Annotated in this window: 1 protein-coding gene (cut by a window edge); it reads left to right on the top strand. The window is 76.1% G+C overall.

From position 1 onward, the window contains the following. Window positions 1-6: 6 nt before the first annotated feature. Window positions 7-17712: the 5' portion of a type I polyketide synthase gene (locus ABUL08_RS12090; protein WP_350937502.1), read on the top strand. The gene runs 6288 nt beyond the window's last position; only the first 17706 of its 23994 coding nucleotides appear in the window; the start codon lies at window positions 7-9; the stop codon falls past the right edge of the window.

The following is a 17712-nucleotide window of genomic DNA, read 5'->3' as shown; positions in this document are numbered from 1 at the left end:
CCGTCAGTGAACGAAAACAAGCTCCGCGACTATCTCAAGTGGACGACGGCTGATCTCCACGAGACGCGCCAGCGACTCCGGGCGGTCGAGGACGCCGCCCGGGAACCGATCGCCATCGTGGCGATGCACTGCCGGTTCCCGGGCGGCGTGCGCTCCGCGGACGACCTGTGGAAGGTTGTCGACGGCGGCGTCGACGCCCTGGGTGACGTACCGCTCGACCGGGGATGGGACCTGACCGCCCTGCCCGGGCTCGACTCCTCGATCCAGGGCGGGTTCGTCGACGGGATCGCCGACTTCGACGCCGGCCTCTTCGGCATCGCGCCGCGCGAGGCCCTCGCCATGGACCCGCAGCAGCGGCTGCTGCTCGAATGCTCCTGGGAGGCCCTGGAACGCGCCGGCATCGGCCCGCTGTCGATGCGGGGCGCCCGCGTCGGCGTCTTCGTCGGCGGCTCCCCGTCCGGCTACGACACCTACCTGACCGCCGAGGACGGCGTCGACGGCTACGTGCTGACCGGCAGCTCCGGCAGCGTCCTGTCCGGTCGGCTGGCGTACGCCCTGGGCCTGGAGGGGCCGGCGGTCACCGTCGACACGGCCTGCTCGTCGTCGCTGGTGGCGCTGCACCTGGCCGTCCAGTCGCTCAGGTCGGGGGAGTGCGCGCTCGCGCTGGCCGGCGGCGTCACCGTGATGTCCACCCCGACGGCGTTCGTCGAGTTCGCCCGGCAGGGCGGGCTGGCCACCGACGGCCGGTGCAAGGCGTTCTCCGACGACGCCGACGGCACCGGCTGGGGCGAGGGCGTCGGCCTGCTCGTCCTGGAGCGGCTCAGCGACGCCCGCCGCCACGGCCACCCCGTCCTGGCGGTGGTACGCGGCAGCGCCGTCAACTCCGACGGCGCCTCCAACGGGCTGACCGCCCCGAACGGCCCCTCCCAGCAGCGCGTCATCCGGGCGGCGCTGACCAGCGCCCGGCTCTCGGCCGCCGACGTCGACGCGGTCGAGGCGCACGGCACCGGCACCTCCCTCGGCGACCCGATCGAGGCGCAGGCCCTGCTCGCCACGTACGGGCAGGACCGGCCCGCGGACCGGCCGCTCCGGCTGGGGTCGGTCAAGTCGAACATCGGGCACACCCAGGCCGCCGCCGGCGTGGCCGGCGTGATCAAGATGGTGCTGGCGCTGCGGCACGAGGCGCTGCCCCGCACCCTGCACGTCGGCGCCCCCTCGTCGCACGTCGACTGGTCGGCGGGGGCGGTGGAGCTGCTGACCGAGGCGCGCCCCTGGCCCCGGGGCGAGTCGCCCCGCCGGGCCGGCGTCTCCGCGTTCGGCGTGAGCGGCACCAACGCCCACGTCATCATCGAGGAAACCCCCGCCGACGACGCCTCACCCGCCGACGACACCGGCCCCGCCGTCGCCGGTGGCGTCGCGCTGCCGGTGCTGCCCTGGACGGTGTCGGCGAAGACCGCCGACGGGCTGCCGGCGCAGGCGGCGCGACTGTCGAGCGCCGTCGGTGACCTGCCCGCCGCCGACGTCGCGTTCTCCCTGGCCACCACCCGTTCCGGCCTGGAGCACCGGGCGGTGGTGCTCGGCGCGGACGCCGACGCGCTGCGTACCGGCCTGGCGGCGCTGGCCCGGTCCACGCCCGTCGCCGACGTGGTGTCGGGCGCCGTCCGCGCCGGCCGGACCGCGTTCGTCTTCTCCGGTCAGGGTGGCCAGCGGCTCGGCATGGGCCGCGAGCTGGCGGCGGCGTTCCCGGTCTTCGATGCCGCCCTGGCCCAGGTCTGCGCCCAGTTCGATCCGCTGCTGGACCGCCCGCTTCGCGACGTGATCGACGGCTCGCCGGAGGAGCTGGCGCAGACGGGGTGGGCGCAGCCGGCGCTGTTCGCGGTCGAGGTGGCGCTGTTCCGGCTCCTGGAGTCGTGGGGTGTCATCCCGGACTACCTGATCGGCCACTCGGTCGGTGAGTTGGCCGCCGCGCACGTGGCGGGCGTCTTCGACCTGCCGGAGGCGTGTCGTCTGGTGGCGGCACGGGCGTCGCTGATGCAGGCCCTGCCGTCCGGTGGGGCGATGTGGGCGGTCCGCGCGAGCGTGGACGAGGTCACCCCGCTGCTGGTCGAGGGTGCGTCCATCGCCGCGGTCAACGCGCCCGGCCAGGTGGTGGTCTCCGGCACTCGTGCAGCCGTCGAGCAGGTCGCGGCTGGTCTGTCGGATCGGCAGGGCCGCTGGTTGACCGTCAGTCACGCGTTCCACTCGGCGTTGATGGACCCGATGCTGGCCGAGTTCACCCGGGTCGCCGGCACCGTCGCGCCGCGCACCCCGCAGCTCCCGATCATCTCCACGCTCACCGGGCAGCTGGTCGACGAGTTCACCGCCGACTACTGGGCCGACCAGGTGCGCGGCACCGTGGCGTTCGCGGACGCCGTACGCCGGGCCCGGGACCTCGGTGTCTGCCGGTTCCTGGAGGTGGGACCGGACGCCGGCCTCGTCGGCGCCGTCACCGAGACCGGCGACGACGCGGTCCTCGCCGTGCCGGTGCTGCGCCGCGACCGGCCCGAGCCGGCCGTCGCCGTCCGCGCCGTCGCGCAGCTCTGGACCGACGGCGGCCCGGTCGACTGGGCGGCCTACCTCGCGCCGACCGGCGCCCGGGTCGTGGCCCTGCCCAGCTACGCCTTCCAGCGGGAACGCTACTGGCCGCGCGCCCCCCGCCGACGCCCCGTCGGCGGCACCGTCGACGGTGCCCTCTGGGCGGCGCTGGACCGCGGCGACGTCGTCGGCTTCGCCGCCGAACTCGGCGTCGGCCCGGACACCCCGCTCGACGCGGCGCTGCCCGCCCTCTCCGCCTGGCGGCGGCGGGCCGACGAACGGAGCACCGTCGAGGGGCTCTGCTACGAGGAGTCCTGGGTCCCGTTCCCCGTCCCCGCCGTCCGGCCGGAGGCCGGTCACTGGCTGCTGGTCGCGCAGGACGACGACGGGGCCACGGCGCTGGCGGCGGAGCTGACCGCGCGCGGGGTGCGGGTCTCCCGGCTGCGGGTGACGGCGGACGACCTGGACCGGGACCGCCTGGCCGAGCGGCTGGCGTCGTACGCCGACGTGGACCGGGTGGTGTCCTTCCTCGGTCGGGCCACCGGCGACCTGCCGGGCTCCCCGGAGCTGCCGCTGGGGCTCGCGGCGACGCTGCTGCTGGTGCAGGCGCTGGGCCGGGCCCGCGTCACCGGCCCCTGGTGGGCGGTCACGTCGGGCGCGGTGTCGGTGGGCGCGGGTGACCCGGTCACCGCACCCCACGCGACGGCCGTCTGGGGTCTCGGCCGGGTGGTGGCCCTCGAGGAACCGGGCCGCTGGGGCGGTCTGGTCGACGTGCCGTCCACGATGGACGAGGCCTCGGCACGGAGCCTGGTGGACGTCATCGCCGGTACCGGCGCCGAGGACCAGGTGGCCGTACGGGGTTCGGTGGCGTTCGGCCGACGGCTGGTGCCGGGCGCGCCCGCCGGTCCGGGCTGGACGCCCCGCGGCACGGTCCTGATCACGGGCGGTACCGGGGCGCTGGGCGCGCGGGTGGCCCGCTGGGTGGTGTCCCGGGGTGCGGAGGGCGTGGTGCTGGTGTCCCGCCGTGGGCCCGCCGCCGACGGCGCGGAGGCGCTGCGCGCCGAACTGACGGCCGCGGGCGCCCGGGTCGAGGTGGTCGCGGCGGACGTGGCGGTCCCCGGTGACGTCGAGGACCTGCTGCGCCGGTACGAGGTGTCGGCCGTCGTGCACGCCGCCGGTGTGGTGGACGACGGCGTGCTCGACGGCATCTCCGTGGCGGACCTGTCGACCGTCTGGGCGGGCAAGGCCGGCGCGGCGTGGCACCTGGACCGGGCCTGCGGCGACCGGGAGCTGGACGCGTTCGTCGTCTTCTCGTCGGCGGCCGGTGCCTGGGGCGGTGCCGGTCAGGGCGCGTACGCGGCGGCGAACGCCGCGCTGGACGGCCTGGTCGCGGCGCGTCGGGCCCGGGGCCTGACCGCGACGTCGATCGCGTGGGGCCCCTGGGCGGACGGCGGCATGGCCGACGACGCCCTCGTGCTGGCCCGCGCCGAGCGCGGCGGCGTCGTCCCGCTGGATCCCGACCGGGCGGTGAGCCTGCTCGGCGTGGTCTCCGGCGGCGTCACCGTCGCCGATGTCCGGTGGGACCGGTTCGTGCCCGCGATGACCGCGCTGCGCCCGAACCACCTGTGGGACGACCTCTTCACCCCCGCGCCCACCGTCGCGGAGTCCGCGACCACCGGCGGGCTGCGGGAGCGGCTGGCCGGCCTGCCCGCCGGCCCGCGCCGCGCCCAGCTCCGCGACCTGGTCCGCGACCGGGCCGCCGCCGTGCTCGGCTTCGCCGACCGCACCGCGATCGGCCCGGACGTGCCCTTCCGTGACCTGGGCGTGGACTCACTGATGGCCCTCGAACTGCGCAACGCGCTGAACGCCGCGGCCGGTCTCAGCCTGCCGTCGACCGTGGTCTTCGACCACCCGTCCGCGCAGGCCCTGGCCGACCTCCTCGACATCACCCTCTTCGCCGACGCCGCCGCACCCGCCGACATCCCCGCACCCGTCGGCGCGGTCGACACCGACCCGATCGTCGTGGTGGGGATGGGGTGTCGGTTCCCCGGCGGTGTGGTCTCTCCCGACACCATGTGGACGCTGCTGTCGGACGGCGTCGACGCCGTCGGTGACTTCCCGGTGGACCGCGGCTGGTGGGTCGAGGAGGGCTTCACCCCGGTCGGCGGCTTCGTCGCCGGGGTGACGGACTTCGACGCGGCCCTGTTCGGCATCTCGCCGCGTGAGGCGTTGAGCATGGACCCGCAGCAGCGGCTGCTGCTGGAGGTGACCTGGGAGGCCCTGGAACGCGCCGGGGTCGGTCCGCTGTCGTTGCGCGGCGCCCCGGTCGGGGTCTTCGCGGGCACGAACGGCCAGGACTACCCGATGCTGCTGGCCGTCTCCGACGAGGCCACCGACGGGTACGCCTCCACCGGCTCCTCCGGCAGTGTGCTCTCCGGTCGGGTGTCGTACGCCCTGGGCCTGGAGGGCCCGGCGGTGACGGTCGACACGGCCTGCTCGTCGTCGTTGGTGGCCGTGCACCTGGCTGCTCAATCCTTGCGCTCGGGGGAGTGTTCCCTGGCGCTGGCCGGTGGTGTGACGGTGATGTCGACGCCGGGTGCGTTCGTGGAGTTCGCCCGTCAGGGTGGTCTCGCTGGTGATGGCCGCTGCAAGGCGTTCTCGGACGACGCGGACGGCACCGGCTGGGGCGAGGGCGCGGGCGTGCTGGTGTTGGAGCGGTTGTCGGACGCGCACCGGAACGGTCATCGGGTTCTCGCCGTGGTGCGGGGTAGTGCGGTGAACCAGGATGGTGCGTCGAACGGCCTGACCGCGCCGAATGGTCCGTCGCAGCAGCGGGTGATCCGCCAGGCCTTGACGAGTGCGGGGTTGACCCCGGCCGACGTGGACGCGGTGGAGGCGCACGGCACCGGCACCTCGCTGGGTGACCCGATCGAGGCGCAGGCTCTCCTGGCGACGTACGGGCAGGGTCGACCCGCCGATCGGCCGGTGTATCTCGGGTCGGTCAAGTCGAACATCGGGCACACCCAGGCGGCGGCGGGTGTGGCCGGGGTGATGAAGATGATTCTGGCGTTGCAGCATGGGGTGCTGCCGCGCACGCTGCATGTGGGTACGCCGTCGACGCATGTGGACTGGGCCGCTGGTGCGGTGGAGGTGCTGGCCGAGCAGCGGGAGTGGTCCGCCGACGACCGGCCGCGTCGGGCTGCCGTGTCCGCGTTCGGCCTGAGCGGCACCAACGCCCACCTGATCCTGGAAGAAGCACCCGACGCCGTCGAGGCCGCGCCCGCCGTCGAGGTGACACCGGCCGACGCGGCGGCGGTCGGGACCGACGGGGGAGCGGCGCTGCCCGTACTCCCGTGGGTCGTCTCGGCGAAGACCGCCGACGCGGTCGCCGCGCAGGCCCGCCGCCTACTGACCGGCGTCCCCGCCGACGCCGTACCGGTCGACGTGGCGTTCTCCCTGGCCACCACCCGCTCCGCCCTCGAACACCGCGCCGTCGTCCTCGGCGGCGACACCGGCGACCTGCGCAATGCCCTGGCCGCGCTGGCCGCCGGCACCCCCTCCGCCGGTACGGTCACCGGAACCGCCCGCAGCGGCCTCACCGGCTTCGTCTTCTCCGGCCAGGGCAGCCAGCGCCTCGGCATGGGCCGCGACCTCGCCGCCGCCTTCCCGGTCTTCGACGCCGCCCTGACCGAGGTCTGCGCCCAGCTCGACCCGCTGCTGGACCGCCCGCTCCGCGAGGTCATCGACGGCGCGACGGACGAGCCGGACCGGCCGGACACGGCGGCGGACCTGGCGCAGACCGGCTGGGCCCAGCCGGCCCTGTTCGCCGTCGAGGTGGCCCTGTTCCGACTCCTCGAATCCTGGGGTGTCGTCCCCGACTACCTGATCGGGCACTCGATCGGTGAACTGACCGCCGCGCACGTCGCGGGCGTCCTGGACCTGCCGGACGCGTGCCGCCTGGTCGCGGCGCGGGCGTCGCTGATGCAGGCCCTCCCGTCCGGCGGTGCCATGTGGGCGGTCCGCGCGACGGTGGACGAGGTCACCCCGCTGCTGGTCGAGGGTGCGTCCATCGCCGCCGTCAACGCACCCGGCCAGGTCGTCGTGTCCGGCACCCGGGCAGCCGTCGAGCAGGTCGCGGCCGGTCTGTCGGACCGGCAGGGCCGCTGGTTGACGGTCAGCCACGCGTTCCACTCGGCGTTGATGGACCCGATGCTGGCCGAGTTCACCCGCGCCGCCGAGACCGTCGCGCTGCGCCGGCCGCAGATCCCGATCATCTCGACGCTGACCGGCGAGCCGGTGGAGGAGTTCACCGCCGGCTACTGGGCCGACCAGGTACGCGGGACCGTCGCCTTCGGCGCAGCGGTCGACAAGGCCGCCGAGCTGGGCGTGACCCGGTACGTGGAGGTCGGACCCGACGCCAGCCTCGTCGGCGCGGTCGGCGAGACCCGCGCCGACCTGCTGGCGGTGCCGCTGCTGCACCGCAAGCAGCCCGAGCCCACCACCACGCTGACCGCCCTCGCCCGGCTCTGGGCCGACGGCGGCACCGTCGACTGGGCGGCGCTCTTCGCCCCCACCGGCGCGCGCGTCGTCGACCTGCCCACCTACGCCTTCCAGCAGCAGCGCTACTGGCCGCGCGTCTCACCGCAGCCCGACACCGCCCCCGGCGCCGCGCTCGACGCGGCGTTCTGGGACGTCGTCTCGCACGGCGACCTCGACGCCTTCACCGCCACCCTGGGGCTGGCCGCCGACGCCGGCCTCCCCGACGTGCTCGCCGCGATCGACGCCTGGCAGCGCCACCGCCAGCAGCTCGGCACCGCCGGTCGGCTCTGCTACCGGGAGACCTGGACGCCGGTCGGCCCGGTCGCCGAACCCACCCTGCCCGGCCGCTGGCTGATCGTGACCCCCACCGGCGGCACCGACCCGTGGGCCGACGCGCTCACCGCGGCGCTCACCGCCCGACACGTCGACGTCGACCGGCTGGAACTCGACCCGACGAAGACCGACCGGGCGACACTGGCCGGCCGGCTCACCGGCCACCACCGGCTGATCTCCCTCCTCGACCGCGACGACACCGAACTCGACGGACACCCGGGACTCACCCGAGGCCTGGCCGCCACCACCCTGCTGGCGCAGGCCGCGCAGGACGCCGACCTGGCCGGCCGGATCTGGGCGGTCACCTCCGGCGCGGTCTCCACCGGCCCCGGCGACCCGCTGACCCACCCCACCCGGGCCGCCGTGTGGGGCCTCGGCCGGGTCGTCGCCCTGGAGGACCCGGACCGCTGGGGCGGGCTGGTCGACGTACCCGCCACGCCGACGACGACGGCCGTGGCCCGGCTGGTCGACATGCTGGCCGGCGGGGCCGGCACCGAGGACCAGGTGGCGCTGCGCGGCACCGCCCTCCTCGGCCGGCGGCTCACCCCCGCCGACACCGCGACCGGCGTACGCGCCCCGTGGACCCCCACCGGCACCGTCCTCGTCACCGGCGGCACGGGTGCCCTCGGCGCCCGGGTCGCCCGCTGGGCGGTGGCCCGTGGCGCCACGCACGTCGCGCTGCTGAGCCGACGCGGCCCCGACGCGCCGGGCGCCGCCGCGCTGCGCGACGACCTCGTCGCCGCCGGTGCGACCGTCACCATCGCCGGCTGCGACCTCACCGACCGGGCCGCCCTCGCCGACGCGATCGCCCGGATCGAGGCGGACGCCCCGCCGATCCGGTCGGTGTTCCACACCGCCGGGACCACCCGGGCCACCGCGCTGCGCGAGTCCACCCGCACCGACCTGGCCGACCCGGCGGCGGCGAAGGTGGCCGGCGCGTTCCACCTCGACGCCCTGCTCGGCGAGCGGGAGCTGGACGCCTTCGTCCTCTACTCGTCCATCGCCGGCACCTGGGGCAGCGGCACCCAGAGCGGCTACGCGGCGGCCAACGCCGTCCTCGACGCCCTCGCCGTCCGCCGCCGCGCCCGGGGCGGGGTCGCCACCGCCGTCGCCTGGGGCCCGTGGGGCGGTGGCGGCATGGCCGCCGCCGAGGGCGCCGAGGAGGACCTGCGCCGTCGTGGCCTGCCGCCGCTGGCCCCCGACGAGGCGCTGGCCGCGCTGGGCCTGGCGCTGACCGGCGACCAGCCCTGCGTTACCGTCGCCGACGTCGACTGGGACCGCTTCGTCGCGACCTTCACCGTGCGCCGGCCCAGCACCCTCTTCACCGACCTGACCGTCGCGCCGCCGGCCCCCGAGGCGGCGTCCGACGGCGCGCTGCGGGCCCGGCTCCGGCCGCTCACCGACCGGGACCGCCGCCGCCACGTCCTGGACCTGGTACGCGGCGCCGCCGCCGCAGCCCTCGGCCACCCCGACGGCAGCGCCGTCGACCCCGACCGCGCCTTCCGCGACCTCGGCTTCGACTCGCTCACCGCCGTCGACTTCCGGGACCGCCTCGCCACGGTCACCGGCCTGTCGCTGCCGTCCACGCTGGTCTTCGACCACCCCACCGCGACCGTGCTCACCGACCACCTCGTCGACGAGGTGCTGGGCACCGACCGGCAACCCGAGCCGGCGCAGCTCGTCCGCCCGGCCACCGACGAACCGGTCGCCATCGTGGCGATGAGCTGCCGCCTGCCCGGTGGGGTCGCCGACCCCGAGGGGCTGTGGCGGCTGCTCGCCGACGGCACCGACGCCGTCTCACCGTTCCCCACCGACCGGGGCTGGGAACTCGACGGCCTCGCCGACAGCACGGCCGGCGCGTACGCCCGGGTCGGGGGATTCCTGCCCGACGCCGGTGCCTTCGACGCCGCGTTCTTCGGCATCTCGCCCCGCGAGGCGCTCGCCATGGACCCGCAGCAGCGGCTGCTGCTGGAGACCGCCTGGGAGTCCCTGGAACGGGCCGGCATCGCGCCGCTGTCCCTGAAGGGCCAGCGCGTCGGCGTCTTCGTCGGCGCCGGCAGCTCCGGCTATCTCAGCGGCGTCCACGAGGTCCCCGACGGCGTCGGTGGACACCTGATCACCGGCAACTCCGGCAGCGTGCTCTCCGGCCGGGTGGCGTACGCCCTCGGCCTGGAGGGGCCGGCGGTCACCGTCGACACGGCCTGCTCGTCGTCGCTGGTGGCGCTCCACCTGGCCGTCCAGTCGCTCCGGTCCGGGGAGTGCACCCTCGCGCTGGCCGGTGGCGTCACCGTCATCGCCAGCCCGGACGCCTTCATCGACTTCGCCCAGCAGGGCGGGCTGGCGGTCGACGGCCGCTGCAAGGCGTTCTCCGACGACGCCGACGGCACCGGCTGGAGCGAGGGCGTCGGCCTGCTGCTGGTGGAGCGCCTCTCGGACGCCCGCCGCCACGGCCACCCCGTCCTGGCGGTGGTACGCGGCAGCGCCGTCAACTCCGACGGCGCCTCCAACGGGCTGACCGCCCCGAACGGCCCCTCCCAGCAGCGGGTGATCCGGCAGGCGCTCACCGACGCCGGCCTCACCACCGCCGACGTGGACGCCGTCGAGGCGCACGGCACCGGCACGTCGCTCGGTGACCCGATCGAGGCGCAGGCGCTGCTCGCCACGTACGGGCGGGACCGGTCGGCCGACCGTCCGCTCCGGCTGGGGTCGATCAAGTCGAACATCGGTCACACCCAGGCCGCGGCCGGTGTCGCCGGCATGATCAAGATGGTGCTGGCGCTGCGGCACGAGACCCTGCCCCGCACCCTGCACGCCGACACCCCGTCGTCGCACGTGGACTGGTCGACCGGTGCCGTGGAGCTGCTGACCGAGGCCCGACCGTGGCCGCGCGGCGACGCGCCCCGCCGGGCCGGGGTGTCGGCGTTCGGCATCAGCGGCACCAACGCCCACGTCGTCATCGAGGAGGCCCCGGAGCACCCGACGGTCACCCCCGCCGCCGGCAGCACCCTGCCGGTGGTGCCGTGGCCGGTGTCGGCGCGCTCCCCCGAGGGCCTCTCCGCGCAGGCCGCGCGGCTGCTGGCCGAGCCGGGGTCCGGACGGGAACCGGTCGACGTCGGGTTCTCCCTCGCCACCACCCGGTCGGCGCTGGAGCGCCGCGCCGTGGTGCTCGGCGCGGACGACGACGCCCTCCGGGCCGGCCTGGCCGTCCTGGCCGACGGCCGACCGCACGCCGACCTCGTCACCGGCGTCGCCACCCGGGGCGGCCTCACCGGCTTCGTCTTCTCCGGTCAGGGTGGCCAGCGGCTCGGCATGGGCCGCGACCTCGCTGCCGCCTTCCCGGTCTTCGACGCGGCCCTGGCCGAGGTGTGCGCGCACCTCGACCCGCTGCTGGCCCGCCCGCTACGCGACGTGATCGACTCCGCCGCCGACGACCTGGGTCGAACCGGGTGGGCGCAGCCCGCCCTGTTCGCGGTCGAGGTGGCGCTGTTCCGGCTCCTCGAATCGTGGGGTGTCACCCCCGACTACCTGATCGGTCACTCGATCGGTGAGCTGGCCGCCGCGCACGTCGCGGGCGTGCTCGACCTGCCGGACGCGTGCCGGCTCGTCGCCGCGCGAGCCTCGCTCATGCAGGCCCTCCCGGCCGGCGGTGCCATGTGGGCGGTCCGCGCCACCGTGGACGAGGTCACCCCGCTGCTGGTCGACGGCGCGTCGATCGCCGCCGTCAACGCACCCGGCCAGGTCGTCGTCTCCGGCACCCGGGAAGCCGTGGAGCAGGTCGCCGCCGGTCTCGCCGATCGGCAGGGCCGGTGGTTGACGGTCAGTCACGCGTTCCACTCGGCGCTGATGGACCCGATGCTGGCCGAGTTCACCCGCGCCGCCGAGGGCGTCGCGCTGCGGAAACCGCAGATTCCCATCGTCTCCACCCTGACCGGCGAGCCGGTCGAGGAGTTCACCGCCGGCTACTGGGCCGACCAGGTGCGCGGGACCGTCGCGTTCGCTGCGGCCGTCGACAGGGCCGCCGAGCTGGGGGTTACCCGGTTCGTGGAACTCGGCCCCGACGCCGCGCTCGTCGCCGCCGTCGAGGAGACCCGCACCGACGTGCTGGCCGTACCGGTGCTGCGGCGGGACCGCGCCGAACCGGTCACCGCCGTCGCCGCCCTGGCGCGGCTCTGGACGCACGGCGGCGCCGTCGACTGGGCGGCCTTCTTCGCCCCCACCGGCGCGCGCGTCGTCGACCTGCCCACCTACGCCTTCCAGCGGGAACGCTACTGGCTGGAGGGCGGGAACGGACCCCGGCACGTCGGCGCCATCGGCGCGGACCCGGTGTCGCACCCGCTGCTCAGCGCCGTGGTGGAACTCGCCGACGGCGGCGGGCACGTCTTCACCGGCCGGCTCTCCACCCGTACGGCTCCGTGGCTGGCCGGGCACCGGGTGGACGGGGACCTCGTCTTCCCCGGCACCGGGCACCTCGAACTGGCCGTCCGCGCCGGCGACCACCTCGGCTGCGACCGGGTCGACGAACTCGTCCTCGAAGCGCCCCTCGTCCTGGCCGACGACCACGCCGTCCGGGTGCAGGTCGCGGTGGAGGCGGCCGACCACACCGGCAGCCGCCGCTTCACCATCAGCTCCCGCCCCGAGCACGAGTCGGCCTGGACCCGGAACGCGACCGGCGTCCTCGGCACCGGCCCGGCCCGGCAGCACCCCGACCTCACCGCCTGGCCACCCCCCGGGGCCAGCCCCGTCGACGTCACCGACCACTACCGGAACCGGGCGGCGCAGGGCTTCGACTACGCCGACGTCTTCCAGGGCCTGACCGCCGTCTGGCGCGGCGACGGGGCGCTCTGGGCCGAGGTCGCCCTCGCCGACACGCACCGGGGCGAGGTGGACCGCTTCGGCCTGCACCCGGCCGTCCTCGACGCCGCCCTCCAGGCCCTCTCCTACGACGTCGGCACCGGTGACACGCCGTCGATGCCGTTCTGCTGGACCGGCGTCACCCTGCACGCCACCGGCGCGTCCGTGCTGCGCGTCGCGATCCGCCCGGCCGGCCCGGCCGGCAGCTGGACCGTCACCCTCGCCGACACCGCCGGCCAGCCCGTGCTCACCGCCGACGCGCTGACGCTGCGGCCGTACACCGGTCGGCAGGCCGTCGCGGCCCGCACCGATCGGCCCGCGACCGGCGCCGCGCCCACCCGGCGCCGCGCGGCCGCCGCGGTCTCCGGCGGCGGCAACACCCTGCGTACGCGGCTCGCGGCACTGCCCGAGGACGAGCAGCGCACCGAGCTGACCGCCATCGTGGGCCGCCGCGCCGCCATCGTGCTCGACCAGCCCCGCCTGCAGACCCTCGACGCGGACCTCGCCTTCCGGGACCTCGGCTTCACCTCGCTGACCGCCGTGGAGCTGCGCGAGGCGCTGGCCGAGGAGACCGGGCTGCGGCTGCCCGCCACCCTCGTCTTCGACTACCCGACCCCCCGTACCCTCGTCGAGCACCTGCGCCGCGAGCTGGTCGGCGCGCCCGCGGCGGCCGACGCCCCCGCCACCCGCGCCACCACCCCGCTCGACGAGCCGATCGCGATCATCGGCATGAGCTGCCGCTACCCGGGCGGGGTACGCAGCGCCGACGACCTGTGGCGGCTGGTCGCCGAGGGCACCGACGCGATCTCCGGCTTCCCCACCGACCGGGGCTGGGACCTCGACGCGCTCTACGACCCGGACCCGGACAACCCCGGCACCTGCTATGTCCACGAGGGCGGCTTCCTGCACGACGCCAGCCAGTTCGACGCCACCTTCTTCGGCATCAGCCCCCGCGAGGCCGTCGCCATGGACCCGCAGCAGCGGCTGCTGCTGGAGATCTCCTGGGAGGCGATGGAACAGGCCGGCCTCGACGCGCACACCCTGCGCGGCAGCCGCACCGGCGTCTTCGCCGGCGTCACCTACCAGGACTACGGCGGCCTGCTCGCCGTCGCCGAGGACGACTTCGAGGGCTTCCTCGGCACCGGCAACTCGCCGAGTGTGCTCTCCGGGCGGGTCGCGTACTCGTTCGGGCTGGAAGGGCCGGCGCTGACCATCGACACCGCCTGCTCGTCGTCGCTGGTCGCGCTCCACTCGGCCTGCCAGGCGCTGCGTGAGGGCGACTGCACCATGGCCCTCGCGGGCGGCGTCACCGTGATGTCCACCCCGATCTCCCTGGTCGAGTTCAGCCGGCAGCGGGCCCTCGCCCCCGACGGCCGCTCCAAGCCGTTCTCCGCCGACGCCGACGGGGCGAGCTGGGCCGAGGGCGCCGGTGTGGTGCTGCTGGAGCGCCTCAGCGACGCCCGCCGCAACGGCCACCGGGTCCTCGCCGTGATCCGGGGCAGCGCCGTCAACCAGGACGGTGCGTCGAACGGGTTGACGGCGCCGAACGGGCCGTCGCAGCAGCGGGTGATCCGGCAGGCCCTCGCGAACGCGGGTCTGTCGGCGTCGGACGTGGACGTGGTGGAGGCGCACGGGACGGGCACGTCGTTGGGTGACCCGATCGAGGCGCAGGCGGTGATCGCCACGTACGGGCAGGACCGGCCCGCCGACCGGCCGCTCTGGCTGGGGTCGGTGAAGTCCAACATCGGCCACGCCCAGGCCGCGGCCGGCGTCGCCGGACTGATCAAGATGGTGGCCGCGCTGCGGCACGGCGTGCTGCCCCGCTCGCTGCACGCTGAGACCCCCACCCCGCACGTCGACTGGTCCGCAGGCGCCGTACGACTCCTCGCCGACGCCCGGGACTGGCCGGCGGCGGGACAGCCCCGCCGCGCCGCCGTGTCGGCGTTCGGCATGAGCGGCACCAACGCCCACGTCATCGTGGAGGAGGCCCCGGAGCAGGCTCCCGAGCCGGCGTCCCCGGACCGTCCGGCCCCGGCCGTCGTACCGTGGCTGCTCTCCGCCCGCTCCACCGCCGCCCTGCACGGCCAGGCCGCCGCGCTGCGCCCCCTGGTCGGTGCGGCCGATGCGCTGGACGTGGCGTGGTCGCTGCTGTCGACGCGGGCGCGGTTCGAGCAGCGTGCGGTGGTGGTCGGTGACCACGCCGCCGCTCTGGCAGCCCTGGCCGCCGGTGAGCCGGCGGGCAACGTGGTGTCCGGGGTGGCCGGTGGTGTCGGTCGGACCGTCTTCGTCTTCCCCGGTCAGGGTGCGCAGTGGGTCGGCATGGGTGGCGCGTTGCTGGACTCGTCGCCGGTGTTCGCCGAGACGGTGACCGAATGTGCGGCGGTGCTGTCCGGCCTGGTTGACTGGTCGGTCGTCGACGTGCTGCGTGGCAGCCCGGACGCGGTGTCGCTGGACCGGGTGGATGTGGTGCAGCCGGCGTCGTTCGTGGTGATGGTCGGCTTGGCGGCGGTGTGGCGCTCCTACGGGGTGCGTCCGGCGGCGGTGGTGGGGCACTCGCAGGGTGAGGTCGCCGCCGCCTGCGTGGCCGGAGTCCTGTCGCTGTCTGACGCGCTGCGGATCGTCGTGGCCCGGTCCCGGGCGGTCGCCGAGTTGAGCGCCGGCAGCGGTGCGATGGCCTCCCTGCGGATGCCGGTCGACCAGGCGGAAGCCCTGCTGGCGGACCTGGCGGATCGCGCGGACGACGCGGGCCGAGCCGGTCGGGTCGGTGTCGCGGCGGTGAACAGCCCCTCCCAGGTGGTGATCTCGGGTGAGGTCGCGGCCGTGGAGGAGGTGCTGGCCGAGTGTGAGCGGACCGGGGTGCGAGCCCGGCGGATCGCGGTGGACTACGCCTCCCACTCGCCGGCGATGGACGCCCTGGCCGACCGCCTGGCTGCCGAGCTGGCCGACGTCACCGCCCGGACGCCCGAGGTGCCGTGGCTGTCCACGGTGACCGGCGAATGGGTCGACGCGCTCGATCCCGGCTACTGGTTCCGGAACCTGCGGGAACCCGTGCGGTTCGCCGACGCCGTCGCCCGGCTGACCGACGAGGGCCACGCGGTCTTCGTCGAGGTCTCACCGCACCCGGTGCTGGCCGCCGCCGTCGAGGAGACCGTCGACCAGGCCGGTGACCAGCCCGCCACAGTCACCGGCACGCTGCGCCGCGACGACGGGGACCTCGACCGGTTCCTGCTCAGCGCCGGCACCCTCTGGACGCACGGCGTCGACGTGGACTGGACCGCCGCCTTCGGCGACCCCCGCCCGAGCATCGTCGACCTGCCCACGTACGCCTTCCAACGCCAGCGCTACTGGCCGACCGTCACCCTCGGCCGCGCGGCCGACGCCGACACCGTCGACACCGCCGACGGCGAGTTCTGGGCCGCCGTGGAACGCCACGACACCACCGCCCTCGCCAGCACGCTCGGCACCGACCCCGCCGTGCTCGACCCGCTGCTGCCCGCGCTGGTCAGCTGGCGTCGCCAGCAGCGTGAACAGCACACCACCGACGCCTGGCGGTACCGGGTCTCCTGGACCCCGCTGAGCCCCGCCACCGAGCCGTCGCCGCTCACCGGCACCTGGCTCGTGGTCACCTCCGCCGCCGACCCCGCCGGGCAGCGCTGGGCCGACACGGTCAGCGGCGAACTGGCCGCGCGCGGCGCCACCTGCCGGCCGCTGCGGCTCACCGACGCCCACCTCGACCGCGTCGCGCTCGGCGACCTCCTCGACGACGGCGACCAGCCCGCCGGGGTGCTCTCCCTGCTCGGCTCCGACGAGCGACCCGTACCCGGCATCCCCGGCCTCACCGCCGGGCTCGGCCTGACCGCCACCCTGCTCCAGGCCCTCGGCGACGCCGGGTCGACCGCCCCGCTCTGGGCGCTGACCAGCGCCGCCGTCTCCGTCGCCCGCTGGGACGCCGTGGCGCACCCCGCCCAGGCCGCCCTGTGGGGCCTCGGCCGGGTGGCCGCGCTGGAACACCCCGACCGCTGGGGTGGCCTGATCGACGTACCCGCCGACGCCGACGCGCGGACCGCGCGGCGCGTGGTCGACGCCATCGGCGCCGACGGCGAGGACCAGCTCGCCGTCCGCGACTCCGGGGTGTTCGCCCGCCGGCTCGTCCGGGCGCCCCGCCCGGCCGGCGCCGACGCCACCTGGCGGCCCTCCGGCACGGTGCTGATCACCGGCGGCACCGGTGCGCTCGGCGCGCGGATGGCCCGCTGGGTCGTCGCGCACGGCGCCGCCCACGTGCTGCTGGCCAGCCGGCGCGGCCCGGACGCCCCCGGCGCCGCCGACCTGCGCCGGGAGCTGGAGTCGCAGGGCGCCACCGTCACCGTCGCCGCCTGCGACACCACCGACCGCGCCCAGCTCACCGCGCTGCTCGACGGCATCCCCGCCGCGCAGCCGCTCACCGCCGTCGTGCACGCCGCCGGTGTGCTCGACGACGGCATCCTCGACTCGCTCACCCCCGAGCGGATCGGCGGGGTGCTCGCCCCGAAGGCCACCGCCGCGCTGCTCCTGGACGAACTCACCCGACCCCTCGACCTCGACGCGTTCGTGCTCTTCGCCTCCACCGCCGGCATCTGGGGCGGACCGGGCCAGGCGAACTACGCCGCGGCCAACGCGGTGCTCGACGCGCTCGCCGAGCACCGCCGCGCCGCCGGCCACGCCGCCACCTCCATCGCCTGGGGGCCGTGGGCCGACGCCGGCATGGCCGACAGCGCCGCCGTCGAGGCCCGCCAGCGCAAGGGCGGCATCCATCCGCTGCCGCCCGAGTCGGCGGTCACCGTGCTGCACCAGGCCGTCGGCGACGGCGAGGCGACGCTGACCGTCGCCGGCGTCGACTGGCAGCGGTACGCCCCGGCGTTCACCGCGAGCCGGCGCAGCCCGCTGCTCGACGCCATCCCCGAGGCGCGGGCCGCCCTCGACGCCGCCGACGGCGACACCGGCGGCGACCCCGACGGCCTCACCGGGCGGCTGGCGCAGCTCACCGCCGCCGAGGGCGAGCGGGAACTGCTCGACCTGGTACGCCGGCACGTCGCCGGGGTGCTCGGCTTCGCCTCGCCCGCCGAGGTGGAACCGACGCACGTCTTCTCCGCCATCGGCTTCGACTCGCTCACCGCGATCGAGCTGCGCAACCGGCTCGGCCTGGCCACCGGCCTCCGCCTGCCGGCCACGATGATCTTCGACTATCCGACCCCGTACGCGCTGGTGCGGCACCTGCGCCGGGAACTCGTCGGCGACGCCGCCCCCGCCCCCGTCGTGGCGGCCGAACGGGTCGCGGAGCGCGTCGACGACCCGATCGTCGTGGTCGGGATGAGCTGCCGGCTGCCCGGCGGGATCAGCAGCCCCGAGGAGTTCTGGCGACTGCTGGCCGACGGCGGG

The sequence above is a fragment of the Micromonospora sp. CCTCC AA 2012012 genome (assembly GCF_040499845.1).
In the GTDB taxonomy this organism is placed as follows: domain Bacteria; phylum Actinomycetota; class Actinomycetes; order Mycobacteriales; family Micromonosporaceae; genus Micromonospora; species Micromonospora mangrovi.
The sequence above is the reverse complement of the archived record's forward strand: the minus strand, read 5'-3'. Positions and strand labels throughout refer to the sequence as shown.